This window comes from Clostridium sp. chh4-2 (genome assembly GCF_002899675.1).
Lineage (GTDB): Bacteria > Bacillota > Clostridia > Lachnospirales > Lachnospiraceae > CHH4-2.
In genome coordinates this window covers 150,459-176,125 of the sequence record NZ_PKUU01000010.1, presented here as the reverse complement: position 1 = coordinate 176,125, position 25,667 = coordinate 150,459, and the positions used below count along the sequence as shown (strand labels likewise).

The following is a 25,667-nucleotide window of genomic DNA, read 5'->3' as shown; positions in this document are numbered from 1 at the left end:
AGCGCTCGAGCGCAATAAGGAGGAGACATATGGTTTACTATGTATCAATTGATGCAGCACGCGGCGGTGACGGATCAAAAGAGAAGCCGTTTAAACAGATCAGCGAGGCGGCTCAGATCGCGGTTGCCGGCGACGAGGTCATTGTCGCACCTGGCCTTTACCGTGAATATGTAAATCCTATTAACGGCGGTGAAGAAGGAAAACCTATCGTATACCGTTCAGAAGTGATGGGCGGAGCCATTATCTCAGGTGCGGAGCCTGTGAAAAACTGGGAACATTATAAGGATAATGTTTGGGTTGCCCGTATCCCTAACGGAATCTTCGGATCTTACAATCCTTATACCACGGTTATCGGCGGCGACTGGTATTACAGCAGCATCGTTCTCCATACCGGAGAGGTTTATCTGAACGGCAAATCCATGTATGAAACAGATTCTCTGGAATCCGTATTAGATCCTCAGATTTATAAACCTTCCTGGGATCATGAATTCACTGTTTACCAGTGGTATTCCTGCCAGGAAAATAATGAAACCGTAATTTATGCCAACTTCCAGGGCAATGATCCCAATGAGCACAACGTTGAAATCAACGTCCGTAGAAATTGCTTCTATCCTGAAAAAACAGGCGTTAACTACATCACCCTTTCCGGCTTTGTGGTAAAACAGGCTGCGACTACCTGGGCACCTCCTACCGCATATCAGGAAGGCATGATCGGACCGCACTGGAGCAAGGGCTGGATCATCGAAGACTGCGAAGTTTCCGATTCCAAATGCTGCGGCATCTCTTTGGGCAAATATTTACAGCCTAATAATGAGAATAAATGGACGCTCAAACGTCTGAAACACGGAACTCAGACCGAGCGTGACGCTATCTGCCAGGCACAGATCGAGGGCTGGACAAAAGAAAACATCGGTTCCCATATCGTGCGCAGATGCCATATTCACCACTGCGAGCAGACCGGTATTGTAGGACACTTAGGCTGTGTATTCTCTCTGATTGAAGACAACCATATTCATGATATCAATACAAAACAGCAGCTGACCGGAGCCGAGATCGGCGGAATTAAGCTTCATGCAGCCATCGACGTCATCTTCCGCAGAAACCATATTCATCACTGCACAAGAGGTATCTGGGTTGACTGGCAGGCACAGGGCACACGTATTACGCAGAACCTGTTCCATGACAATATGCCGCCTGAAGATGCAGAACTGACCACAAAGCTGTCCCTTGGCGAGGACTTGTTCATCGAAGTAAGCCACGGCCCGACTCTCGTGGACAACAACCTGTTCTTATCCGCTTATTCCGGACGTCTGGCTACACAGGGCGTTGCTTATGTACATAACCTGATCTGCGGACCATTTACATGTGTTGGCGGCGGAACCGATAACGGAAGCCCTGCTACCGGCCCGAGATATACGCCATATCACGTACCTCACAGAACAGAAGTTGCCGGATTCATGACATTTTTACACGGTGACGACCGCTTCTATAATAATATATTCGTTCAGAATCCGATTCCGAAATCCTATACGGATTTTATTGAATCACAGAATATTGAACTGGTCGGCACAGTAACAGGTACTTCACAGTTCAGCGATTATCCTACATGGGATGAATATTTCGCTCTGTTCACCAAGGAAAATGACACCGGAGCTGCAGAAGACCGCACCAAATATTATACAAAACTTCCTGTTTACACAGGCGGAAACGTATTCTTCAACGGCGCCGAGCCTTGCGCAAAAGAGCTCAACTACGCTCAGGATACAGAACATGAGATCTATGTAAAATTGGTGGAAAAGGATGGCGCTTATTATCTGGATACCAACCTCTACGAGCACCTTCCGAAACTGGCGACTCCATTTATCTCCACTGAAGTGCTGGGAGAGGCATTCGAGCCGGAAGAGAAATTCGAGAACCCGGACGGCAGCCCGATCTTCTTTGACAGGGATTACTGGGGTGAGAAACGCGGTGTGAATCCTACACCTGGACCATTTGAGAAAGAATTGGATAAATCTTTAATTTAATAGCTGAATTAGAAGCGCCGGGAAATCCGGAACGCTGAGGGCCTGTCCGGCCCTGCGTTTCCGGGTTTCCCGGCGCTGTTTTCACTTAACTCAGTCGGTTTTGTTTTTATAATTCATAGCTAAACGCATAATCCGCGGCTGTTATTGAATCCAGGCCCCATCCGCTCCTACCTGATAATTATCCGGCGTTACCGTATCATGAAGCATATATCCATCCGCTCCGAAATAGTAAAATTTGCCGCTTATCTCTTTCCATTGATTCGCCGGATAAGTGCCGTCGCCGTTATCATACCACCAGCCCGCACTGTCCTTCTTCCATGCAGCGGCTGATGCATTGGTACCGCCCTGTTTCAGTTTAAAAAAGTATCCCATGTAATCATCTGCATAATTAGTCGTATTAACAGCATTAATCATCACCACATAGGTTTTGGAATAGGCTGAACCATCGGCCTTATCTTTTGCAAGCTGTTCCGGATTAATTACAGGATAATTTTTTCCGCCCTGAATGCTGTCATTCATCGGTAAGTTCCCCATCATGCTGGATTCCCATGATCCCAAACTCACAAAATCACTGCCGTCCAGATATCCCCAATAGACTACCGGATTTCCTGCCATTCCTGAACTTTGGGCTTCATCCATTGCAAGCGTAGTATTTTCATCCAATAGGTTATAAAGCTTTCCGCTAAAATCCATGCCGTAATAGGATGCGGTCAATTCTGACCCGGTATCCTCAATAGCCTCAGCAGGTGTGAATACACCGCTGAAAACGATATTATAATCCTCTGCAACTGCAGTCATACCTCCGGCAACGGTTAAACCTGCCGCCAATCCTAATGCAATTAATCTCTTAATAAACTTCATATTTATCCTCCATCTTTTCAATCTCAAGTGCTGTGCTTTTTAATTTTCACACCGTTTTATTCTTTACCACAGTACGTCATCATTCTATTGGGCGCCCTTGGCTGTTCTTTTTTAAATTCTTCCAAATCTATAAGTTTTCCTCCATCATTATTCATAGATCAAAGGAAGTTCTATAGTTACAGATCTCCATCCGTCTCTGCTGTTGTTGATTTCTATAACTGCTTCCTGTCCGGCCGGGAGTTTTGCCGTGCCCCAATATGGTATATCCTCTTCGCCTATGGCCGCTGTGGTCGGAACTGATCCATTTGGTGCATATGCAGTCGTTTCTCCGTAATAATGTTCTTCATACTCTATCTCTAAATCATTGAATGCATTTTTGATCTGTCTCGTTTTGGATTTATCGTTAATTTTTCCATTAAGGAAGTAGATATCATCCGCACTCTCACACATACGAATCCTGCTTATTTTTCCGTTGCTGAATATATCCTCTTCATTGGACGGATTATATATGCCGACTTCCACCGCATCATCCCCATCAGCATTTTCTATCTCCACTTTTGCTTTTTCATTCGGTCCCAGCTTACGATCCAGCTCATCACAGCTGTATCCTGCCTTTTGAAGAAATATAACCAGTTCCCTGAGAGTCAGATTTTCCAGATACACAGTTGTTTTATCTATTGTCAGGCTGGTGACGGGCGTCCCATCTGCTTTACCTTTTTTCTTTTTATCCTCATTTTTTTCCTCTTTGTCCTCTTTCTCTTCCTTATCGGCAGTTTTTTTCTTCTCTGTCTTCTCAGTTTCTTCCTTCGCTATACGGTCTGTTCTGTCAAACGATTTTGCAGAACATCCTGTCAGACCTAAAACTCCAATCATCCCTATAATTAAAAACCTCTTCAATACCTTCATAACCTGATCTCCTTTTCTTCCCTATCACTTATTCTGCCATCATTTTAATGGGACAGAGCAGGATTCATACTTCCTGCTCCCCCATAATTTGACCAAATTAAAAAGCAGGATGTTTAGCATTTCCGCTTTCACATCCTGCTCTATCTCATTTTTGAGTACAGCAAAAAAACTCCTAGCCCATTTTTCATCTTGTCTATTGAATCGACTTAGATTATAATAAAAAGGCGTAGTAGTGGTAGCAACCATTGTGAAAGCGTTCGCCAAAACGCTTTTCACACCTATAGAAGTGTGACAGCACTTCTATAGGTGCTATGCTTTTTAATTTTCATTCTAATTTTAACACAGTAAAGATTTTCCTTCAATACATATAAATTAAAAATATCAGCATGACATTCGAGCCCTTTCCATTAATCCGTAAACATCTGCCCTTGCTCCAATATCATCCGTCTTTCACATATCCTTTCCCTCCTTTTCCAAAATTAATTGATTTCTCATGAATCATATCAAAATCCGGAGTATATTAGACTTATTTCTGACAAAATGCTTTATTCATATGCCGATCAACCGAATCATCACATTGTCCGCCTGCTTAGTATCGCTGCTTTTCACCTGTTCCGTTATCTTAATTACATAAAAACGAAAAAATAGCTGTCAATCCAAACAATTGACAGCTAATTCCCATTATTATGATTCATCCGCCAGGCCGGAATATCCTTCAAGGTGAAGTCCCTATTCTAAAATTCCCCCGTCCTCCAACAGGCCACAAAATGCCCCTTGCTGATTTCCTTCAGCTCCGGACATCCCTTCCTGCACTGGTCGCCTGCGCAGGAACACCGTTTCACAAAACGGCATTCATCCGGCGGATCGATTGGGGACGATATTTCACCCTTTAAAATAATTCGCTCTTTTCTCCTTCCGATCTCCGGAACAGGAATCGCTGAAAGCAGCGCCTTTGTATAAGGATGGGTCGGATTGGCAAACAGCTCCTCCGCCGGAGCTTTTTCCACCAGCTGTCCCAGATACATAACCGCAATATCATCTGCAAAATAGTTGACAACCGACAGGTCATGGGTGATAAAAATATAGGTCAGCTCCATTTTTTTCTGCAGTTTCTTCAGAAGGTTGAGAATCTGGGCCTGAATTGATACATCCAGCGCAGAAACAGGCTCGTCACAGACGATGAACTGTGGTTCCATGGCCAGGGCCCTGGCGATTCCGACACGCTGACGCCGCCCTCCATCAAGTTCATGGGGGTAAGTATTGATCAGACGTTCCGCCAGCCCCACTGTTTCCATCAGTTCCAGCACACGTTTTTCCAGATCAGTTTTATCCTTGATGATCTTGTACTCGATAATGGGTTCGCTGATAATCTGGTTCACCGTCTTTCTGGGGTCCAATGAGGAAAATGGGTCCTGAAAGATCATCTGCATCTCTTTGCGCATCTTGTGAAGCTGTGATTTCCTCAGCTTGGCGATATCCGTCCCGTTAAATAAAATCTGCCCTGATGTGGGCTCCAGCAGCCTGAGAACCACCCTTCCCGTGGTGGATTTACCGCAGCCCGATTCTCCTACGATCCCTAGAGTCTTCCCTTTTTCAATAGTCAGCGAAATATCGTCAACCGCATGAAGGACGCCTCTGGGCGTTTTAAAATATTTTTTCAGGTTGCGGACTTCCAAAATAGGAGTACTCATGAATTTTTCCTCCTCTCTATTACAAAATCAGGATCTTCATATGCCAGACATGCAACTCTGTGGCCGCCTCCAACATCTTTCAGGCCGGGAACGGAGTCGCTGCATTTATCTGTCGCATACGGACATCTGGGTGCAAATGCACAGCCCGCAGGAAGATCAGTGGGGTCCGGCATCAGACCGGGTATGGGCCGCAGTTCCTCTGTCCTCTTGTTAATATTGGGCAGGGAATTGAACAGGCCTTCCGTATAAGGGTGCATTGTCTCGTTATAGACAGCCTCCAAAGGCCCCTCTTCCACGATCCTGCCTGCATACATGACCGCTACCTGGTCACAGATTTCCGCTACGATGCCCAAATCATGAGTGATCATCATAACAGAGGTATTGTATTTACGAATCAGGTCTTTCATCAGTTCCAGAACCTGAGCCTGAATGGTAACGTCTAAAGCGGTTGTCGGCTCATCAGCGATCAGAAGCTTGGGGTTGCACGCCAAAGCAATGGCTATTACCACCCTCTGCTTCATTCCGCCGGAAAACTGATGGGGATATTCCACAGAACGGTAAGCCGGGATGCCCACCATTTCCAGCATCTCCTGAGCTTTATCATAAGCCTCCTGTTTGGTCAGGTTTTCGTGAAGCTCGATGCTCTCAGCAATCTGCTCTCCAACCGTGTAAACCGGGTTTAAACTGGTCATAGGGTCCTGAAAGATCATGGACACGTCCTTTCCTCTCACCTTTTCCAGTTCAGCCGGCGTCAGTTTCATTATATCATGACCGGCAATGAGGATCTTTCCGCTCTTTATCACCCCCGGCGGGTCCGGGACCAGGCGCAGGGCTGATAAAGCCGTGGTGGTTTTTCCCGCCCCGGTTTCTCCCACCAGGCCCAGTATCTTCCCTTTGCCCAGTTTGATGTCGATCCCATTTACGGCACAGACCGTCTCCTCTTCCAACACATAGTGGATGACCAGATTTTCAATATCCAGCACTAAATCCTTGGTATCTTCCATCTCTTATCCTCCTTATCGTTTCAGTTTCGGGTCTAATGCGTCTCGAAGTCCGTCTCCCAACAGGTTTAACGACAAAACCGTAATCATGATCGCAAGACCCGGGAACAGGGTAAGGTAGCTGTAGCCCCTGATAAACTTTCTTCCTGCCGACAGCATACTGCCCCATTCCGGATTTGGAGACGGAACCCCTAATCCCAAAAAACTTAAACTGGAAGCCGATATGATCGCCGAGGCCACCCGCAGCGTGGTCTGGACTATAATCGGCGACAGGCAGTTGGGCAGCACGTGGCACCAGATGATTTTAAATTCATTCAGCCCTATGGACCGGGAGGCTTCTATGTATTCCTGGTTTCGTACCGTGAGTACAGCCGCCCTGGTAATTCGGACAAACTGCGGCACGCTGGTGATCCCCACAGCCAGCATCAGGTTCAATGTGCTCTGTCCCAAAGCCGACACGATGGCGATTGCCATCAATATGCTGGGAACCGCCGCCAGCATGTCGCTGGCCCTCATGATGACTTCTTCAATTTTACCGCCGAAAAATCCGGCCACAGACCCCAGAGTCACACCGAAAATCAAGGCAATGATTACTGCCACCACGCCCACGGAAAGAGAATATCTGGTTCCGTATAAAAGACGGCTCATAACGTCCCGTCCCACATCATCCGTTCCCATGGGATGAGCTAAACTGGGATGCTGGAGCCGTTGGGATATATTCTGTCCGATTACATCGGTCTCATAGTCCATAAATACCCCGGAAAAAACAGCGATCAACACAATCATAATAACCAGAAAAAGTCCCAGCATGGCGCCTCTGTTTTTACGTATTCTGCGCCATATTTCAGCTCCCTGACTTCGTTTTTTATATTGCTTGGAAACAAGTATCATGTTTTCATCCATGGGACTTACCTCCCTTCACAGCATACTGTGCTTTGATTCTTGGGTCCACCACCGCGTAAAGTAAATCCACACACAGCAGAATGAGGCTGATGGTAATGGTTTTCATGATGATACATCCCGTAACCATTGGAATATCCCTGGAATTAACCGAATCCAGGATCAGCCGTCCCACTCCGGGCCATGCAAAAACGGTTTCCGTTATGATCGCTCCGCCAAGGCAGGACGCCAGCTGGGTACCGATAACGGTGATTATGGGAATCAAAGCATTTTTTAACGCATGTTTATGAATCACTCTCTTTTCCGGCACTCCTTTGGACCTGGCGGTCCTCAGATAATCCTGACGGATCACATCCAGCATGGAAGAGCGGGTAGTACGGGTTAACATAGCTGTTAACCCGGTACCCACTGTAATAGCAGGAAGTATAATATGGGCTATGGTACCGTAGCCCCCGGAAGGAAGAAGTCCCAATTTTAATGAAAATAATATAATGAGCAGAAGTCCCAGCCAGAAGTTGGGCATCGATAACCCCAGCAGCGCCACCACCATGGTCACATTATCCTTCCATGTTCCCTGGTTAACCGCAGAAATAATTCCCAGCGGAATTGATATGACCACCGAAACCAGGATGGAGGCAAAGGCCAGAATCAGCGTGTTGGGCAGTCGTTTCATATAGCTTTCAAATACAGGTTCACCGGTAATATATGAAGTGCCCAGATCGCCGTGCAGCATACCTGACATATATTCCGCGTACCTGACTATGATTGGCTTATTAAATCCATATTCCTCACGTAATTCCTCTATTTCCTCTACAGTTGCATCCTCAGATGCAATCTGGCTGATAATATCTCCGGGAGCTAAATCTATTACAAAATAGACCAGAAACGAGATACCTATGATAACCGGAATCAACATGAGCAGACGCTTAATCACATAACGATACATCGTAAGCTCCTTTCATACTTCCTCTTAACCTGAATTACTGCTCAACATAAACGGTAGACAAGTCCACATTGGAGTTTCCATACCAGGTAACACCGCCTACATTCTTTTTAACTCCCCAGAAGTTTTTCTCATAGTAAAGAGGAATAACCGGAATGTCTTCTTTTGCAATTTCCTGAATCTCTTTATAGTAGTCCAGACGCTTGTTCTCATCGAATTCCTGAACGGCCTTGTCCATTAATTCCACCACTTTCTCATTATAATAGTGGGAACGGTTGGTGGAACTGCCTTCTCCGTATACACGTCTCACTTCATCGCCGGCGGTATTAAATCCTAAACCGTATACCAGTCCCTGATGTCTCGCTTCATTTGTAATACTGGTCAATGCCGCTGAATCCACTTCATTGATAATTACATTGACGCCAATTTCCTTTAACTGAGACTGTAAAACTTCAGCCGTAATAACACGGGCGCCGGAAGCTACGGTCACCTCCAGATCCACGCCATTTTCAAAGCCGGCTTCTTTCATCAGTTCTTTCGCTTTTTCAAGATCATAAGGCCATGTTTCAAAGTTTTCAACATAACCGAACTGTGTAGGTCCCCAGAAGGAATCAGCAATCGTTCCATATCCATTGATGGTGGCATCCATAATATCCTGTTTATTTACCGCACAGGCAATGGCCTGGCGCAGATATTTATTGCTGGTCAGTTCATTTTTGCAGTTAAATGCGAAAAACTGGCAGGTTGTTCCTTCAAATTCCACCAGCCTGAGATTGGTATCATTTTTAATCGTATCCAGTTCAATGGTATCAGGGTCCTGGCAGAGATCAATCTCCCCTGTCTGAAGGGCGATTAACCGCGAAGAAGCTTCGGGTATGTAGCGCAGGGTCAGGTTAACCGTAGGAACCGGCCCGTCCATATAATCTTCAAACCGGGTGAGCGCCAGATAATCCTTGCTGACAAATTCCTTTACCATGTATGGGCCGGCCCCGATTTCATATCCCTTATCCGGATCATCCTGTAGCGCTTTTTCTGATAAAACGGAAAATACAGGCAGGGAAATGGTATCCAGCCAGTCCTGGTTAGGAGCATCCAATACCATGCGTACCGTATGTTCATCCACCTCAACCACTTCTTTTGCCGGTTTCATCTTATTAGAAGAAGCAATTCCATCCCTTCCTCTTTCAAATGTATAAACAACGTCTCTCGCCGTTACCGGCTCTCCATTGTGGAACTTTGCGTCTTCCCTGAGTTTAAATTCTATGGTCCTGTCGTCTGTCCACTCCCAGCTTTCTGCCAGATCAGGAAGAATTTCACCTGTGTCCAGATTCATCGTTACCAATGTGGAATGTGTCAGCTTATATGGAATATTATGAGCAACATTGCTGACACTCTGTACATCCATACTGGTTATCTGCGCTTTTATTCCCACCACAACGGATTCCTGGACTTTTGCATCCGAAGAGGGTTTTTCCGCCGGAGCCGCGGCCGATGTTTCCCCTGTTTTCTCTGCCGAAGTTTGTACGGCAGGCGATTCTGCTGCGCCTTTGCCGGAACCGCATCCCATAAGAGAAAATGCAATAGCTGCTGAACATGTTAATGCCAATAATCTTAACTTCATAAGTACTCCTCCTTTTTTTACATTAGCTTTTTCATATTTTGTATATTAGTTAAAAATTGGTTCTGCCATACAATATTTTTTATATGGCTCTCCGCATAAAAACTCTTCCGGAAGCTCTTCTCTCTTCATATCCATTGAAATTGTGACATGGCCGTCTTCGTTTCGCCAAGCATTGCAAGGTTTGCCCAAGGCCACATGAATCAGAGATTTCTCCGGATGCTCCCTATTTAATTCCATAATGGCGGAAGACTGGGTGGAGCTTTGAATTCCGTCCAGATGGCGGCAAATTCCAACTGATCCGGTTCCGTCGTGGTGATCCATTGAAATTTGTTTTAAATCATCAACCGTTACGTGCCCCTCCACTTCGGCCAGCATTTTCTGGCTTCTGTGATATCTGCAATAGCAGGACGCATTTCCAGGCTCATTGAGCTTATCAAGCGTAACGAAGTAGTTTGACCTGGAATCCACCGCATTGGTGATCTTATTGACTGCCACATATTCATATGCATTTTCCACAATATAAACTTCATCGGCATCCGCAAATTCCAGAATCCCGCTGGAAGCCATGGGCCGGGCTATCAGCCTTGAGGCCGCATACTGTGCCGCCTCAAGAGCTGTTTTATGCTGCAGCGCATCTCTGGCGATCTGCGCTCTGTCACCTGCAAATTTATCCTCGGTAGACAGACTTTTTCTTTTAATTTCAGAGGAATATCCAAAATTGGTTGCAGCCGCTACCCCATGGCTGTTCAGCCCCATTTTAATGCCCGTTGTGCCCGCCGCCGATACGCCGACAATGTGGCTTCCATCCTCATTTTCAAAATATGATACCACGTTAATTTCATGTAATTTATAGCAATTTTTTCCAGTAAATAATTCATCTCCGCCTTTATCACTGTTTTTCCCGATTATAGTAGCCCCGGTACTGCTGGAGCTGCCTGCCGCAAAGAACACCGTGCATCCCTCCGGAAGAATCTTCTGCTGAAGCAGGTTATAGGCCAAAAGCCGGCCAAAGTCCACCTTGGCCCCTTCTGCAATCCCCCGCACCTCTTCATACCTGGACGGTGAAAGATCCTTTTTCATGAATTCGGCTTGAATATGAATCGCCTCTTCCGAGTATCCGGCAGCTTCTGCCGTCCGGAAGAAAACACGTATATTTTCAGCAATCGAATCTGCACACTGTTTCCCGGTCTTCTTTCCGTTTTCATAGTTCATTTGACTAAACATAATATCTGCTCCTTCTAAAGGTTATATTTCTTATATTCGCCTTCACATGGCGGACCTGCACAGATATAGGCGCAGGAATGATCAAAATCCACGATCATAGACGACACGGTCATACGGTCCTTTGTGTATTCGTTATCATCCGATGTGGGATGGCCGCAAATGGAAAGCGGATAATATTCATGATCCTTCATACACTCCATGATATATTCCGGAGTAATGTGCCCGTAGCGCTTCATCAGCAGGCTGCGAAGTCTTGTATCCCTGTTTTTAGGCCTTCCCGCCAAAGCATCCAGTTCAGGCGTTTCTACAAAATGATTTGCATGAGTCAGGATATCGTCCTGAGGTTCCAATTCATTTACGCCAAGGGGATGCCACTCAAAATCTTTTGCCTGGCCGCCTTTTGCATCTGTCAGAAGAATATTGTTGGAAACCGTACGGACCGCTTCTTTAATCAGCTTTTCTGCATCTGCAAAATTTCTGCACATGAGTATTTTTCTCCGCAGAAATGTAACCGGTATTCCAAACCCGGAATGATCATGAACCGACTGCAGGTTATTCGTTCCGATAGAGAGGCCGTAATTGTTAAAGCCGTCCCGAATCATCTGCCCTGCTTCCGTCAATCCCATAATTCTGGTTCCGTCTTCTGTAATAATATGGAGGATCACTACATGATCCAAAACTCCTTTAGAAAAATCCCAATTTTTAAATGAATAGGTACACTTTTCTTCTGTGCTTCCGGCCAACGCAGCTCCGGTAGTGCATTCAGGCACTTTCGGGAATTTGCTCATCTCATACCGACAGTTAATCACCATGATATCAGCGAATTCAACTTCAGCACCTTTGGCAATCCCTCTCGCTTCCTCCAATAAATCAGGAAATGCCTCCTCTAACATCTCGGAGTACCTCAGCGCAAATCTGCATACCGAATCCCACTCATCTCCCCTGCCGCCAAAATAAGATTTATAATGTTCCCTGGCCTTTAATATCTGTATCTTTGCCTGTTTCCCATACTGGACGCCTCTCTCATAAGGGGTTGGCGCATCGATTTTAATATATGGAAATTCTCTCATACAATTCCACTCCTTTCCAAAAAGATAGCAATACCTTCCATTGTTTTAACCATTTATCAGACGTCTAAATACTTTACGATAAGTATACTTATAATTTCTTCAGCCGTCTAATATCAAACATTTTACATAACGATAACTTTTTGTTATAATATGTTTACGAGGTGATAACTAATGAATATTAACCATTTCCGTTACGTGATTGCGGTGGCAGAACATAAAAATATGTCCCGGGCGGCAGAATCCCTTTATATCTCCCAGCCTGCGCTGACAAAATCCATCAATCTGCTGGAAGAACATCTGGGTCTTCCATTATTCGACCGCACGGTATCTCCGATTAAGCTGACCTACGCTGGTGAATTTTTTCTAGCACAGGCAAAAAAAATGCTGGAACTCAACGATTATCTGGAAGACGAAATGCGCGCCATCGCCACATTGGAAAAGAGCCAGTTAGTCCTGGGCATCCCGGGAGAACGCGGCGCCAGATGGCTGCCTCACCTTCTTCCCGCATTTTCCAAAGCCTATCCTCAGATCGATGTTAAAGTGATCGAAGGACACAGCAATGTGCTGGAAGAAAAGATGCTTTCCGGCCAGATTGATATAAGCTTTTATACCCTTCCGGTTGGAACGCCGGAAATTGACTTTGAAGTTTTAGCGGATGATCCGCTCATTATTATCTCAGCCAGGGATTCAGAATTTTCCTCCCAGTTCGACCTGTCCCAAAACAGCCCCTGGACCCCTTATCTCATATCGGAAAAGCTTTTAAACAATCAGGACTTTCTGATTGTGGCGCCGGGAAGCGGCATGAGAAGAATAACGGAATACCTTTTGGAACGTCACGGTATCAAATATAATATTCATAGAGAATTGTACAGACATGAAACAGTGGTCAGGCTGGTTTCCGTGGGAGACGGATTGGCCGTGTCTCCATGCGTGACGCCGATCCGATTGGGCATTCCCGATAAGGTGGCCTGTTTTTCCTTGGATAACCCGGTTTTAACGAGAAAATTAGTTGTAGCTTACAGAAAGAACAGAATTTTGACGCCGCCTTTAATCAATTTTATAAATCTGACTAAAAGGGTCATTGAAACTACGCCGGAATTGATTGTGCGGAATGTCAGGGTTCTGCCTGCTCTTATGGCCGACCATAGACAATTAAAGTAAAACGTGAAGGCATTTTTAAAAATGCCTTCACGTTTTACTTTAATCCTCAAGGCATTTTCAAAAATGCCTTGAGGCCCGATGTAAAAAAAACAGCTTAACAGGTCGCTCCGCCAACTTCATGAAGCTTCGCATCCAGAATCTCCTGTTTTCTCTCCAGAATATCCTTTCCCAAAATCTCTCTCTCCACATTTTCAAAGCCAATTCTCTGAATCGTCTGGGCAAACCGTTCCCCTGTCTTTCCCTGTTCCCGATAGAATAAAATTACTTTTTCAATCGTTTCCAGCGCTTCTTCTTCATCTGTAAATATCCTGTTCAGCTCTCTTCCATGCTGAACACGCTTGCCCCACATGCCGCCTAAATAGATCTTATATCCCGTCACACCGTCTTCAATCGCATCAAAATTGCATTTGCCGATGCACCGTCCGCAGTTATTGCACATTTCCCGGTCAATATGCAGTAAATCATCTTCCAGTTTTGCAGCTTTAACAGGACATGCTTCCTCTACCGCACATTTTACACATCCATTGCAGTAATCCTCATCGAATTCAGGTATTCTCTGTCCGATGATTCCCAAATCATTTAAGTTAGGTTTCACACAGTTATTCGGGCAGCCTCCCACCGCAATTTTAAACTTATGCGGAAGTTTTACACCGCTGTATCCTTTATAGAATCTCTTATGGATCTCCTCAGAAAGAGCGAATGTGTCAATCAGCCCATACTGGCAGGTGGTTCCCTTACAGGATACTACCGGGCGGACCTTAGACCCGGTTCCTCCGGTCTCCAGTCCGGCTTTTGCGATATAGGTCCGAAAATCCTCTATTTTATCATATGCAACGCCCTGTACCTCCAGCGTCAGCCGTGTGGTAAAGGTGATGTTTCCGTTGCCGTACAGCCGTGCCGCTTCAGCGATGCACTGCTGCTGATCCGCTGTAATTTTGCCGTTTACCGTAATGATTCTGGCGGAAAAATTATCCGTTCCTTTATTGTTTAAAAAGCCTAATGCTTTCACCCTTTTTTCATCTTCGGCGTTCACAGTTAATGCAGCCATTCTCAATTCCTCCTACTATTTTAATTCATTGAACGTCAAACCGCCCTCAAGCACCTTTGTCCCTGTATAACCATAATATTTCAGGCGGTTTTGAAGCATATAGGCCCGTTTGCCTTTTGCACACACCAAAAGCAGTTTTTCATCCGGTCCGAATTCAGTCATTACCCCTGTAACCTTAGACAAGTTTACATAATCCGCACCGTCAATGGATGGCTGCAGGGAAGCGTCCACGATCCGGTAACCATCCGCCTCTCCATTTATGTACCCGGAAGGCGTAATTGTCTCAAATTCGCCTTCCATCTTATTCAAAAGAATATTTACCATGTGCTCAAATGGATGGATCGCCGTGGAAAAAGGCGGCGCATACGCCAAATCCAGATTGGAAAGCTGGTACAAATCAGCCTTCAATGAGATCGCCGTCGCAGCTATATCCACGATTTTATCTGCCGCGCCCTTTCCCAGCACCTGAATGCCCAAAAGTTTAGCGGTTTTCTGATCTGCCGTCATTTTAATGATGAAAAAGGATGCGTCGGGATAATAATGCGCCTTATCATCCACTACGCCTACCACGCTCACCGGATGGTATCCTGCCGCCGCAGCCTGCGATTCCGTCATACCGGTCCGCCCCACATTTAATTCAGGCAGTTTGCATACAGCCGTTCCTAATACTCCTGCATAGCTTCCTTCTTTTCCCGCAATGACTCTGGCAGCCAGCCTTCCTTCTATATTGGCGGAAGAGCCCATCGGAGACCATTGAGCATCTCCTGTAATCATATTTGATACGCAGGCACAGTCTCCCAACGCATAGATATCGGGATCATTGGTTCTCATCCGGCTATCCACCTTCACGGTTTTATCCGGCATCAATTCAATGCCTGTTCCTTCCAAAAAGCCTGTATTAGCCCGTATTCCCACGGATAGAATTACCGCATCCGCCTTCATGGCCCGTTTTCCGGTCTGAACCTTTTCCACATGACCGCTGCCCAGAATACCCACCAATTTTGTTCCGGTAAATGCCATGATTCCCTTATCCGCCAGATGCCGTTCCACATAAGCGGCCATCTCAGGATCAAAACCCGGTAAAATGTGATCAGCCATCTCCAAAACCGATACCTTCACGCCCTGAGCCGCCAGATTTTCCGCAATTTCAAGGCCGATAAACCCTCCGCCGGCCACCACTGCCCGCTTAATTTTGCCCGCTTCCACGGCTTCTTTAAGTGCAGCCGCATCATCAGGCGTCCGCATAAAGTACACTCCCGGCAAATTCACCCCTTCTACAGGCAATTTTACCGGAGATGCCCCGGATGCTATCACCAATTTATCATAGGCGAATACGCTCTTTTCCTGCGTTTTCTCCGATACGGCCGTCACCGTCTTCTGCTCCCGGTTTACAGCCACCGCTTCCATTCCGGTGAGCACAGTAACCCCGGTCAGGCCGCTGAAGCTTTCAGGCGTATTTACAATCAGCTGGTCTTTCCGCTGTATTACATTTCCCACATAATAGGGCAGTCCGCAGCCGGCATACGAGATATCGCTGCCTTTTGTAAGAATGGTAACTTCTGCACTTCGATCCTCTCTCTTCAGCTTGGCCGCCGCCTTAGTTCCCGCTGCTACGCCTCCGATAATTAAAACCCTCATCGTCAATCCTTCTTTCTCCCCCTATACGGGGAACCGTCTTACGGTGTCATGGTAATCCGTTTTACATCATAATATTCTGATAATGATATGGTGGACCAGTCCTTTCCGATTCCGCTTTCCTTCACGCCGCCATGGGCATATGGAAGGGGAGAGCCGCCGCCCCATACATTAATGATGATTTCGCCCGCTTCCAGATTCTCCGTCAGCAGGAATGCATCATGCAGATTTTGGGTGTAAGCATAGGCGGAAAGTCCGTATTCCGTATCATTAGCTATTTCAATTGCCTCCTCTAAAGTCTTAAAGGTAATTACAGGCAGTGCAGGGCCGAAGATTTCTTTTCTGCATAGTTCCATCTGATTATTACATCCGGTAAGAAGGGCCGGCGTCAGATAATTGCCTGATGATTTATCCTCAGGAATTTCTCCGCCGCATACCAGATTGGCACCGTGGGCAACAGCGTCACTGATCAGTCCCAGAACCCGGTCTCTGTCACCTCTTGTAATCAAAGGCCCCATAGTGACATCCTCTTCCCGGCCCCAGCCCAGTTTACATGCTTCAAATTGTTTTTTGACAATTTCCACAAACTCGTCTGCCACGTCTTCGTGCACCAAAGCGCGGTTTACGCAGGTACAGATCTGACCGCAGTTATTCATTTTAAGGGATGCAATGAAATTCGCTGCCTTTTCCAAATCTGCATCCGGCATCACGATGGCAGGAGCATTTCCGCCCAATTCCAGAGAGTAGGATTTTATCGTATTACAGGAATCGCGGATCACCTGTTTTCCGGTTTCCGATGAACCGATCAGTGTAATCAGCCTGGGAATCGGACTTGAATTCAGCACCGTCGCCACATCATTTACCGGCCCTGTCACGATGTTGAATACACCTTTGGGAAAATGTATTGATTCGGCAATTTCACCCACCTTTAAGGCAGAAAGAGGGGTTAGGGAGGCTGGTTTTAAAACACAGGTGCATCCCGATGCCAGGGTCGGTCCAAGTTTTGCTCCAATATTGAGAAGAGGCATATTCCAGGACAGATGGCCTACCATAACGCCTTTTGGGCGGTACGCGTTCGTATGATAAGAAGCATTGCTGCTGTTATAGTCTGGAATCGTGATCCCGGTAAAACGCTTTGCTTCTTCATAATAAAAGTCAAGTGCATCCACCAGCACATTGAACCCTCTCGCCGCCGCAAACAAGGGCTTGCCCGTCTCCATAGACAGAATATCCACCAATTCCTCTTTCTGGGCAAAAAGAGCCTTTTTCAGCTTTCCGATCCACTGTCCCCTTTCCGTCAAGGACATACGGGACCATGTTTTAAATGCTTCCTGGGCTCCGTCAAGAGCTTCCAACGTCTGTTCTTTGCTGGCGCATTTAATGACCGCAACGGTTTCTCCCGTACCCGGATTGCTGATTGTTCTCTCCACGCCTTTTCCTTCCACTAACTGCCCATTGATATACAATTTAAAACTCATATTCCCGCGCCTCCTTCTATCTTATTTCGCCAGTCCTGCTTCTTCCAGAATCGGAACATAGGTATCCACTTCTTCCTTCATCCATTCCTCATATTCCTTAGCGTCTCTCCACATAATATTGGACTGCTGGTTCTTAATAAAATCTTTAAATTCATCACTTTCCACCGCCTTTTTAAAGGAAGCTTCCAATACGGCAATCACATCGTCCGGAGTTCCCTTCGGCGCCACAAAACCTCTGGTAGAGTAAACCGAACAATCCCAGCCCAATTCCACAGATGTGGGTACATCTGCATAGCTTTCCATGCGGACATCCGTAAGCGCTGCAACCGGAATGATCTCTCCCGAATCGATCTGTGAAATACAGTCCACCGGACTGAATACTGCTACATCAATATCGCCGTTTGCAAGGGTCAGACCCACACCAGTACCGCCTCCTGCGTTGGGAACCACATTGACCTCAATGCCGGCCACTTTACAGAACTTCAAAATGGCCAGGTGCCACATTCCGCCTGCTGCTCCGGTTCCCCAGCTCAAATCGCCGGGATGAGCTTTTGCATACTCCACAATCCCCGAAAGATCTGTAAACCGGTCGTCATTGCTGCGGATCATAACCGTAGGGGCATCAAAATTAGCTCCACAGATAGACGTGAAATCTTCATATGACAGTTCAGAATATCCAAGCGCATTTAGGGTGGCAAGGTTTGTCATCGTCATGGCGATGGTATACCCATCCGGGTCAGAATCCGCCAGCTGCTGCAGTCCGAGGGACGTGGAACCGCCCTCCACATTGGTGCACACAACCGGAACCCCCAGATCCTTCTCCACCTGGGACACCAGCACTCTGGCAATCAAATCACTTCCTCCGCCCACTCCCTGAGGAATAATCAGTTCTATCTTGCTCTTGGGAAATTCTGACTTTGCAGCCTCTGTCTTTGCTTCAGAAGACTGTGCCGCCGTATTTCCGGCTGTTGATGGGGCCGCCTCCGGAGCTTTCGAACAACCGGACATCAATCCCATAACCGCTGCCATAATTCCTACCGCCAAACCAATACTTTTTTTCATTTTACCCTCATTTCCGCGCGTTTTACCCCGCCGCGCTGTTTTTTTCCTTCTCTGCTTTGTTTTTCAACGCTTTTCTTATCTTGGGAACCACCACCATTATTATGGTCAAAACCCAGAATACCATGGGAATCGGCCGGAAGAATATCTTATAGCTTCCCTTGGAAAGCGTAAGCGCCGACCGGAAATTCACCTCAGCCAGTGTTCCCAGTACCTGCCCCAGAATAAACGCCGACGTGGAAATGCCGACTTTATCCATCAGAAATCCCAGAATGCCAAAAATTGTCATAACATAGATGTCAAACACTTTATTGGAAGATGCAAAAGATCCCACGACACACGCCATCAAAATAATGGGGATCAATATCTTTTTATCCGTATTGATCAGTCTCGCAAAATACTTAGCCGCCGTTAATCCAACGATCAGCATAAAGATATTGGCAATAATCGTATATACATAGACGCTGTATACAATATCAGGAGTTTCTTTAAAGATCATCGGTCCAAGTCTTAGCCCGTGAATCGCAAATGCTCCCATAATAATTGCCGTAACTCCGTCCCCCGGCACCCCCAGCGCCAGCATCGGAATGAGCGCACCGCCGACAGTGGCGTTATTGGCACACTCAGGCGCCGCAATTCCTTCCGGAATACCGGTTCCGTATTTTTCAGGTTCTTTTGATCCGTTCTTTGCGCTGTTATAAGCCACAAAAGCTGCAATCGGCCCTCCTGCTCCCGGAAGAGCTCCGATTAAAGTCCCAATAATAGAAGATTTTATCAATATAAACTTGATTCTTTTTATTACGCCCCATCCCGGAAATGTCCTGCCGATCTCCTGTTGTTTCACCTCTCCGTTTTTCATATTGAACAACTGGTTTAATATTTCAGAAACTCCAAACAATCCGATCAACGCGGGCACCATACCGATTCCGCTTATCAGATTTCTGGAACCCATGGTAAACCGGGTGATTCCCGTCAAGTTGTCCATTCCCACAGTGGTGATAAAGATTCCCAAAATAGCCCCTAAAAGCCCCTTTAATAAAGAATCTGAAGATACATTTGAAATCACGCACAGACCAAAAACCGCAATCACAAAATATTCAGGGTAAGAAAACTTCGCTGCCAGACCGGCAATCGCCGAACATCCAATAATCAGAAAGATACAGCTCACAATTCCTCCGAAAAAGGAGGATACCGTGGAGATGCCGATTGCCTTTCCGCCCTCTCCCCTCTTGGCCATAGGATAACCGTCCAGCGCCGTCATAACAGCGGATGACGTACCGGGAATTTTCATCAGAATAGCTGAGATAGAACCTCCGTAAACGCCGCCTACAAAAATCCCCAAAAGCATGGCAATGGCCTTTGAAGATTCCATACCAAAAGTAAAAGAGGTCAAAACCGCTACTGCCATCGTAGCAGTCAGCCCCGGTATAGAACCCACAACAATTCCCAGCACCACGCCCACAAACGTCAAGATAATAGTCGAAAATGATATCGTTGATAAAACCATCGTAATATTTGCCGCCATATTCTTTTCTCCTCTCTCAACGTTTTACAAAAAACTGGTAGGTATTGCCACTCTGAGGAATTTAATAAACAACAGATAGACAACAATGATTGCAGCTATTGGAATCAGCAGCAGCCGCTTCCAACTGCGTTCTCCGCAGACTGCCATACTGGCTATAAGAAATACAAATGTGGAAATCTCAAATCCAATGCCGCGCAGCGAAATTCCGTATAACACCATCAATATGGGTATTACTGTCATCCTAAAAACGCCGGACAAATTATTTTTTATGGTTTCCTTCAGATCAACAGCCTTTTTAAGTTCCGCTTTGGCATAAGCCGTATCCCCTGTTTTCACCGTTATAATCTTATAAACTTCCTGTATGATAAGTACCACCGCTGCAAATGTAAAGAAAGCTGCGCAGCACTTTGGGAAAAATCCGGGACCCGCCAAAGTCATGCCGCCAAGGTTTGGCATTTTTGAACTCTCTGCATAGATAACCCCCGACAAGATCAGCAATAAAACCGATGTGATAAAGTTTCCTATCATTCCGCCACCTCCATAAACTCAAATACTTCCGGCCAGATATCCTTTTATACAGTCCACTGCAAATTGATGGTCTTCAAAATGGCTCATACCGGAGACACAAATGGTTCCAATGATCCCCGCCTGTTCCACATAAATGGGAACTGCGCCCCCCAGCGCCAGATATTCCATGGGATCCCGCCCTCTGTCTTTAATCGTTAACCCGCTCTGCTGCAGTTCATAAAAGATTTTGAGAGATGGACATCGGAACGCATCCGACACATTTGATTTTCTGATAACCGCCCGTTCATGATTTAAATCGGTTCCGTCGAAAGCGAAATAGAACATCATCTTCTGGTTCACCCGTATCATCACCGCCAGATCAACCCCTTTATCCATAGCCGCCTGTACCATCCGGTTTCCCAGTTTATAGGCATCCTCCGCCAAAAACCTTTTAAAATGAATCTCTTCTGTTTCCTGTTTTAACTCAGACAATCTTCTTTCGTATTCTCCCATACCGTTCTCCCTGTGACCGCTTTTGCTTCTTTTTGTTTTTGTTTATTTTGTATATTTTTTCATATTTTTGCTTCATTTATTATACATATCGTACTATAGATTTTTCTAATCTTCCAATACCTAAATGTTATTACCTACATAACCATTAAGTTAGCGATCTTCGTCATCACATATCAAAGGATTTAAAAATGCCCCAGAGGTTCAGCGAAAATACCGTTCAAATGACATAATCAGTCAGGACAGGGGTATTCTATGCCAACCTCCAAGGCATTTACAAAGACGCATAACGTATGCATCGTCAACCTCAGATTCAGGTAAAACAATGGATATGGGCAACAGGCTCGAAGAACGCTCTCAAAACTCTGTGATTCATCAGCCGATAATCATCTGAGTCTCAACTAATGCTTTTCTGATTCTCTCTACCTCAGCTTCACTTCTCGGAAGGAACGGCTTTTTCGGAACTCCGATATCCACTCCCAGCATGGGCAGTACCGCATGATAGAATGGAACAGGGATTCCATCTCCCGTTACGGAGCGGAGAAGATTGGCTTTCAGCTGCATATCTCTCGCTTTCTGGAAGTTGCCTGATTTACAGTTCTCATAGATTTCCTTAATAAATCCCGGGAATGCATTGGATAATCCAGATACCACTCCATGCGCTCCGCCTACTACTGCAGGAACCAGATGAGTTTGAGATCCGATCAGGAATAAGAAACCTTCATTGTCCACTTTTGCCATATAGTCATAGAATAATGCGATATCCGCAGAACTGTCTTTTACTCCCTGCAGTCCGATATCCGCCAACTCCTTTAACAGGTCTCCGGTAATACAGAAATTGGAATACTTTGGATTATTGTATGCGATGACTGGAAGACTGGTTGCTGCGATTAAGTCCTTATAGTACTGGATAATAACATCCTTTGTGTGACGGTAATAGCAGGGCGTTACCGCTGCTACCGCATCGGCTCCCACCGATTCCGCATGTTTTGCCAGCTCTATGGTGCTGTTGGTATCCGTGCATCCGATCATAAAGATCACCGGGACTTTTCCTTTTGCCACTTTCATTACGGTTTCTGCAACCGTCTTTCTCTCGCTCACAGTCATAATCGGACCGGAACCATAAGAACCTCCTACAAATAAACCGTCCACCTTATCTACGAGATATGCAATGTAGTTTGTAAGCTTCTCTACATCCACTTTGCCTTCCTCTGTAAATGGGGTGATAACCGCCGGGTAAACTCCTGAAAATTTCTTGATATCCATCTCATTTTCCTCCTTTTTATGAACATTGTATATTGTATTATGTATTTTCTTCAAAAAAAATTAACCTATGATCATCTGAGTCTCAACTAACGCTTTTCTGATTCTCTCTACCTCAGCTTCACTTCTCGGAAGGAACGGCTTTTTCGGAACTCCGATATCCACTCCCAGCATCGGCAGTACCGCATGATAGAATGGAACAGGGATTCCATCTCCTGTTACGGAGCGGAGAAGATTCGCTTTCAGCTGCATATCTCTCGCTTTCTGGAAGTTGCCTGATTTACAGTTCTCATAGATTTCCTTAATAAATCCCGGGAATGCATTGGATAATCCGGATACCACTCCATGCGCTCCGCCTACTACCGCTGGAACCAGATGAGTTTGAGATCCGATCAGGAATAAGAAACCGTCATTGTCCACTTTTGCCATATAATCATAGAATAATGCGATATCCGCAGAACTGTCTTTTACTCCCTGCAGCCCGATATCCGCCAACTCCTTTAACAGGTCTCCGGTAATGCAGAAATTGGAATACTTTGGATTGTTGTATGCGATGACCGGAAGACTGGTTGCTGCGATTAAGTCCTTATAGTACTGGATAATAACATCCTTCGTATGGCGGTAATAGCAGGGCGTTACCGCTGCTACCGCATCGGCTCCTACCGATTCCGCATGCTTTGCCAGCTCTATGGTGCTGTTGGTATCCGTGCATCCGATCATAAAGATCACCGGGACTTTTCCTTTTGCCACTTTCATTACGGTTTCTGCAACCGTCTTTCTCTCGCTCACGGTCATTATCGGGCCGGAACCATAAGATCCTCCTACGAATAAACCGTCCACCTTATCCACGAGATACGCAATGTAATCTGTAAGTTTCCCTACATCCACTTTGCCTTCCTCTGTAAATGGGGTGATAACCGCCGGGTAAACTCCTGAAAACTTCTTGACATCCATTCCTTTTCCTCCTTAATTGCACATATAATTTTTATGTTATCGATTAATCCCCGTACTGCCGCTGATAAAATCTTCGACTTCCTTTCTCATCGGGAATGCCTCAATATTACCCTTTACCGTAACCGTCATAGCGCCGACCGCATTTGCTAACTTCATACGCTCTCCCAAAGAACGCCCTTCCAAGGTCCCGGCCAAAATACCGGCTGCAAAAGCATCTCCTGCGCCAAATGCATCAACTACTTTTTTCACCTTAAAACCGGAAGAAACCTCTCTGTTATTTCCTTCGTATCCAATACAGCCATCAGCTCCAACTTTTACAATAACCGTTTTAACACCATAGTTTTTAACGGCCGCAGCGATCTTATCCGGATCAGAAGTCCCATACAGCAGCTCCCCTTCTTCCACTCCCGGCAGCGCAATATCCACATATGCCATTAACCGGTCAAGGGTCTTTTTCGCTTCCTCCAACGTCCACACCTTTAATCTCAGATTCGGATCAAATGCCACTAAAATGTTGTTTTCTTTTGCAATCTGCATAGCCCTCTCCACTGTACGTGCCGCGCTTTCGCTGATTGCCGGAGTAATTCCCGAAATATGCATAATTTTTGAATTTTTTATATAATCTTCATTCAGAATATCCGGAGTCATGGCGCTGGCCGCCGATCCTTTCCGATAATAAAAGTTTTTACTTTCACCGTTATCCAGCCTCTGACGGAAGAAAATGCCTGTTACTTCCTGATCCGACATCTGAACCTGGCTTACATCCACGCCCTCTCCCCGAAACTGGTTTAAAATCTTATAACCAAACTCGTCCTCGCCCAATCTGCTGATCCAGCCGGCCGTATGTCCTAACCGAGTCAATGCGACTGCAGTGTTCGTTTCAGCGCCGCCGGTATGGCATTCAAAGTTGTAACTATATCTCAGCCTGGTAGCATTCAGGCTGTCAAAAACCACCATAGTCTCTCCAATCGTCACTACTTCCGGCATTTCTCTGTCTCCTTTTCATCTGAATTATTATCTCTCTGCTTATGGTTTCATTATAAACACCGGATTGTACTTTGTAAAATACATAAACCGAATCGGACAGATAACCAATTGGTTATTAAAGTCAATTATTTTCATCAAAATCAGGGTTTATTATGCAAAATGTGCACTAAAATAGAATATTATACCATTATTTAACAACTTGAAATGCTATATTTAATGTAATATAATTTCTATAATTAATCTTTTAGACAAAACAATGATTGCTCTGCCATTTATCGTTATACTTTAAAAATGGGATTATTTTATGTTATCATTATAATTTTTTACATCAAGATATGCAGCTGCCCAAATTACCAATGGATAAACTATTAGGAGGTTTTACAATGACAATTCGACACTTTCGGGTTTTCAATGAAGTCTGTAGACATATGAATATGACACAAGCATCGAAAATTCTGCACGTATCTCAGCCATCAATCAGTAAAACGATCGGAGAACTGGAAGACTGGTATGGAGTGAAATTATTTGAAAGACTTGATAAGAAACTCTATTTAACAGAAGCGGGCAAAACAATTTACCACCATTCTATCTATCTGGTTGATACATATGACAAAATTGACAGCGAGATCCGGCATACCGCTACCAATGACTTAATCAGAATCGGGGCCAGCGTCACTGTTGGCACCAGTGTATTAAGCGACATCATTTCTTCTTTTAAAGTTCTTTATCCTGATATTCAATACCGTGTTTATATCGAAAATACCCAACGCGTGCAAGATTTATTATTAAATAATGATATTGATATCGCTCTTATCGAAGGCTATATCGATAACCCGGTGCTGATTACGGAACAGTTTATGGAAGCCGACGTGGTGGCTGTCTACAGCCATAAACATCCTTTTTACCAAATGGAGACCATCACGGTACGTGATTTAGAAACCGCAGACTTTATCATCCGAGAACCCGGAAGCGGAACCAGAATACAGTTTGAAAAGGTGACAAAAGAACTGGGCATCCAGTGGAATCCCACCTGGATCTGCCATAATACACAGGCAATTAAAAATGCGGTGGCGGCAGGACACGGAGTGGGAGTATTATCTAAGCTTTCTGTCCGAAAAAGGCTGAAAAGCGGTGAATTTAAAGCCATTCCTTTTTTAAATATGAAACAGGATTTTTATATCGTTTACCACAAAGAAAAATTTATGCCTAAGATGCTGCTCACCTTTAAAAAGCATATTATTAACAGCTTCAACAAGCTGGAATTGGATTTGATCAATCCGGCTAACAGCTAATTGAAAA

Annotated in this window: 22 protein-coding genes; 3 read left to right on the top strand and 19 right to left on the bottom strand. The window is 45.4% G+C overall.

The window, feature by feature from the left end; all coding sequences use genetic code 11:
* The first annotated feature begins 29 nt into the window (after positions 1-29).
* On the top strand, positions 30-2,024 hold the full coding sequence (locus C0033_RS12850; RefSeq protein ID WP_103228270.1) for a right-handed parallel beta-helix repeat-containing protein: 1,995 nt from the start codon (positions 30-32) through the stop codon (positions 2,022-2,024).
* A gap of 141 nt (positions 2,025-2,165) precedes the next feature.
* On the opposite strand, the gene C0033_RS12845 is transcribed toward C0033_RS12850, so the two are convergent.
* The 9 genes from C0033_RS12845 to C0033_RS12800 form a co-directional block, all read right to left on the bottom strand.
* Entirely contained in the window at positions 2,166-2,885 is a 720-nt protein-coding gene (locus tag C0033_RS12845; protein WP_103228269.1) for a hypothetical protein, read from the bottom strand.
* 147 nt (positions 2,886-3,032) lie between these two features.
* On the bottom strand, positions 3,033-3,791 hold the full coding sequence (locus tag C0033_RS12840; RefSeq protein WP_103228268.1) for a hypothetical protein: 759 nt from the start codon (positions 3,789-3,791) through the stop codon (positions 3,033-3,035).
* 734 nt (positions 3,792-4,525) lie between these two features.
* Entirely contained in the window at positions 4,526-5,482 is a 957-nt protein-coding gene (locus C0033_RS12830) for an ABC transporter ATP-binding protein (RefSeq protein ID WP_103228266.1), read from the bottom strand.
* Positions 5,479-6,486, bottom strand: a complete 1,008-nt coding sequence (locus C0033_RS12825) for an ABC transporter ATP-binding protein (RefSeq protein ID WP_103228265.1) — start codon at positions 6,484-6,486, stop codon at positions 5,479-5,481. The genes C0033_RS12830 and C0033_RS12825 overlap by 4 nt, the downstream gene beginning before the upstream one ends.
* A gap of 12 nt (positions 6,487-6,498) precedes the next feature.
* On the bottom strand, positions 6,499-7,386 hold the full coding sequence (locus C0033_RS12820) for an ABC transporter permease (protein ID WP_103228264.1): 888 nt from the start codon (positions 7,384-7,386) through the stop codon (positions 6,499-6,501).
* Positions 7,379-8,329, bottom strand: coding sequence for a nickel ABC transporter permease (gene nikB, locus C0033_RS12815; RefSeq protein ID WP_103228263.1), 951 nt, complete (start codon positions 8,327-8,329; stop codon positions 7,379-7,381). Before nikB ends, C0033_RS12820 begins: the two co-directional genes overlap by 8 nt.
* 34 nt (positions 8,330-8,363) lie before the next feature.
* Positions 8,364-9,947, bottom strand: coding sequence for an ABC transporter substrate-binding protein (locus C0033_RS12810; protein ID WP_103228262.1), 1,584 nt, complete (start codon positions 9,945-9,947; stop codon positions 8,364-8,366).
* Between the two features lie 45 nt (positions 9,948-9,992).
* Complete coding sequence (locus tag C0033_RS12805; RefSeq protein WP_103228261.1) at positions 9,993-11,171, bottom strand: C45 family peptidase; 1,179 nt, start codon at positions 11,169-11,171, stop codon at positions 9,993-9,995.
* Positions 11,172-11,185: 14 nt separating this feature from the next.
* Positions 11,186-12,241: a C45 family peptidase gene (locus C0033_RS12800; RefSeq protein ID WP_103228260.1), complete on the bottom strand. Its 1,056-nt coding sequence runs from the start codon at positions 12,239-12,241 to the stop codon at positions 11,186-11,188.
* 171 nt (positions 12,242-12,412) lie between these two features.
* Between C0033_RS12800 and C0033_RS12795 the strand changes: the two genes are divergently transcribed.
* Complete coding sequence (locus tag C0033_RS12795) at positions 12,413-13,402, top strand: LysR family transcriptional regulator (RefSeq protein WP_103228259.1); 990 nt, start codon at positions 12,413-12,415, stop codon at positions 13,400-13,402.
* 94 nt (positions 13,403-13,496) lie between these two features.
* Here the strand turns inward: C0033_RS12795 and C0033_RS12790 are convergent, their stop codons facing one another.
* The 10 genes from C0033_RS12790 to C0033_RS12745 all read right to left on the bottom strand — a co-directional run bounded on the left by C0033_RS12790 (position 13,497) and on the right by C0033_RS12745 (position 24,368).
* Positions 13,497-14,450, bottom strand: a complete 954-nt coding sequence (locus C0033_RS12790) for a (4Fe-4S)-binding protein (RefSeq protein ID WP_103228258.1) — start codon at positions 14,448-14,450, stop codon at positions 13,497-13,499.
* 15 nt (positions 14,451-14,465) lie between these two features.
* Complete coding sequence (locus tag C0033_RS12785; protein ID WP_103228257.1) at positions 14,466-16,088, bottom strand: FAD-dependent oxidoreductase; 1,623 nt, start codon at positions 16,086-16,088, stop codon at positions 14,466-14,468.
* A gap of 38 nt (positions 16,089-16,126) precedes the next feature.
* A complete protein-coding gene (locus C0033_RS12780; protein ID WP_103228256.1) occupies positions 16,127-17,563 on the bottom strand; it encodes an aldehyde dehydrogenase family protein in 1,437 nt (478 codons plus the stop codon).
* A 21-nt stretch (positions 17,564-17,584) separates the two neighbouring features.
* Positions 17,585-18,625, bottom strand: coding sequence for a tripartite tricarboxylate transporter substrate binding protein (locus C0033_RS12775; protein ID WP_103228255.1), 1,041 nt, complete (start codon positions 18,623-18,625; stop codon positions 17,585-17,587).
* Positions 18,626-18,647: 22 nt separating this feature from the next.
* On the bottom strand, positions 18,648-20,147 hold the full coding sequence (locus tag C0033_RS12770) for a tripartite tricarboxylate transporter permease (RefSeq protein ID WP_103228254.1): 1,500 nt from the start codon (positions 20,145-20,147) through the stop codon (positions 18,648-18,650).
* A gap of 24 nt (positions 20,148-20,171) precedes the next feature.
* A complete protein-coding gene (locus tag C0033_RS12765; protein ID WP_103228253.1) occupies positions 20,172-20,675 on the bottom strand; it encodes a tripartite tricarboxylate transporter TctB family protein in 504 nt (167 codons plus the stop codon).
* Between the two features lie 18 nt (positions 20,676-20,693).
* Positions 20,694-21,167 carry a heme-binding protein gene (locus C0033_RS12760; RefSeq protein WP_103228252.1) on the bottom strand — a complete coding sequence of 158 codons (474 nt, stop codon included), beginning with the start codon at positions 21,165-21,167 and terminating at the stop codon, positions 20,694-20,696.
* A 372-nt stretch (positions 21,168-21,539) separates the two neighbouring features.
* Positions 21,540-22,430 carry a dihydrodipicolinate synthase family protein gene (locus C0033_RS12755; protein WP_103228251.1) on the bottom strand — a complete coding sequence of 297 codons (891 nt, stop codon included), beginning with the start codon at positions 22,428-22,430 and terminating at the stop codon, positions 21,540-21,542.
* Between the two features lie 60 nt (positions 22,431-22,490).
* Positions 22,491-23,381, bottom strand: a complete 891-nt coding sequence (locus tag C0033_RS12750; protein WP_103228250.1) for a dihydrodipicolinate synthase family protein — start codon at positions 23,379-23,381, stop codon at positions 22,491-22,493.
* Between the two features lie 36 nt (positions 23,382-23,417).
* Positions 23,418-24,368 carry a sugar kinase gene (locus C0033_RS12745; RefSeq protein ID WP_103228249.1) on the bottom strand — a complete coding sequence of 317 codons (951 nt, stop codon included), beginning with the start codon at positions 24,366-24,368 and terminating at the stop codon, positions 23,418-23,420.
* A gap of 335 nt (positions 24,369-24,703) precedes the next feature.
* Here C0033_RS12745 and C0033_RS12740 point away from each other — a divergent pair, with 335 nt between their 5' ends.
* Entirely contained in the window at positions 24,704-25,660 is a 957-nt protein-coding gene (locus C0033_RS12740; RefSeq protein ID WP_103228248.1) for a LysR family transcriptional regulator, read from the top strand.
* The last annotated feature ends 7 nt before the right edge of the window (positions 25,661-25,667 follow it).

Bases quoted from the DNA above. Each gene is read 5' to 3' on its own strand.
- C0033_RS12800 (WP_103228260.1), bottom strand. From the start codon at position 12,241: ATGAGAGAATTTCCATATATTAAAATCGATGCGCCAACCCCTTATGAG.
- C0033_RS12820 (WP_103228264.1), bottom strand. From the start codon at position 7,386: ATGGATGAAAACATGATACTTGTTTCCAAGCAATATAAAAAACGAAGT.
- nikB (WP_103228263.1), bottom strand. From the start codon at position 8,329: ATGTATCGTTATGTGATTAAGCGTCTGCTCATGTTGATTCCGGTTATC.
- C0033_RS12785 (WP_103228257.1), bottom strand. From the start codon at position 16,088: ATGAGGGTTTTAATTATCGGAGGCGTAGCAGCGGGAACTAAGGCGGCG.
- C0033_RS12845 (WP_103228269.1), bottom strand. From the start codon at position 2,885: ATGAAGTTTATTAAGAGATTAATTGCATTAGGATTGGCGGCAGGTTTA.
- C0033_RS12750 (WP_103228250.1), bottom strand. From the start codon at position 23,381: ATGGATGTCAAGAAGTTTTCAGGAGTTTACCCGGCGGTTATCACCCCA.
- C0033_RS12825 (WP_103228265.1), bottom strand. From the start codon at position 6,486: ATGGAAGATACCAAGGATTTAGTGCTGGATATTGAAAATCTGGTCATC.
- C0033_RS12755 (WP_103228251.1), bottom strand. From the start codon at position 22,430: ATGGATATCAAGAAATTTTCAGGAGTTTACCCGGCGGTTATCACCCCA.
- C0033_RS12850 (WP_103228270.1), top strand. From the start codon at position 30: ATGGTTTACTATGTATCAATTGATGCAGCACGCGGCGGTGACGGATCA.
- C0033_RS12795 (WP_103228259.1), top strand. From the start codon at position 12,413: ATGAATATTAACCATTTCCGTTACGTGATTGCGGTGGCAGAACATAAA.
- C0033_RS12790 (WP_103228258.1), bottom strand. From the start codon at position 14,450: ATGGCTGCATTAACTGTGAACGCCGAAGATGAAAAAAGGGTGAAAGCA.
- C0033_RS12830 (WP_103228266.1), bottom strand. From the start codon at position 5,482: ATGAGTACTCCTATTTTGGAAGTCCGCAACCTGAAAAAATATTTTAAA.
- C0033_RS12780 (WP_103228256.1), bottom strand. From the start codon at position 17,563: ATGAGTTTTAAATTGTATATCAATGGGCAGTTAGTGGAAGGAAAAGGC.
- C0033_RS12775 (WP_103228255.1), bottom strand. From the start codon at position 18,625: ATGAAAAAAAGTATTGGTTTGGCGGTAGGAATTATGGCAGCGGTTATG.
- C0033_RS12760 (WP_103228252.1), bottom strand. From the start codon at position 21,167: ATGGGAGAATACGAAAGAAGATTGTCTGAGTTAAAACAGGAAACAGAA.
- C0033_RS12740 (WP_103228248.1), top strand. From the start codon at position 24,704: ATGCAGCTGCCCAAATTACCAATGGATAAACTATTAGGAGGTTTTACA.
- C0033_RS12745 (WP_103228249.1), bottom strand. From the start codon at position 24,368: ATGCCGGAAGTAGTGACGATTGGAGAGACTATGGTGGTTTTTGACAGC.
- C0033_RS12765 (WP_103228253.1), bottom strand. From the start codon at position 20,675: ATGATAGGAAACTTTATCACATCGGTTTTATTGCTGATCTTGTCGGGG.
- C0033_RS12840 (WP_103228268.1), bottom strand. From the start codon at position 3,791: ATGAAGGTATTGAAGAGGTTTTTAATTATAGGGATGATTGGAGTTTTA.
- C0033_RS12810 (WP_103228262.1), bottom strand. From the start codon at position 9,947: ATGAAGTTAAGATTATTGGCATTAACATGTTCAGCAGCTATTGCATTT.
- C0033_RS12805 (WP_103228261.1), bottom strand. From the start codon at position 11,171: ATGTTTAGTCAAATGAACTATGAAAACGGAAAGAAGACCGGGAAACAG.
- C0033_RS12770 (WP_103228254.1), bottom strand. From the start codon at position 20,147: ATGGCGGCAAATATTACGATGGTTTTATCAACGATATCATTTTCGACT.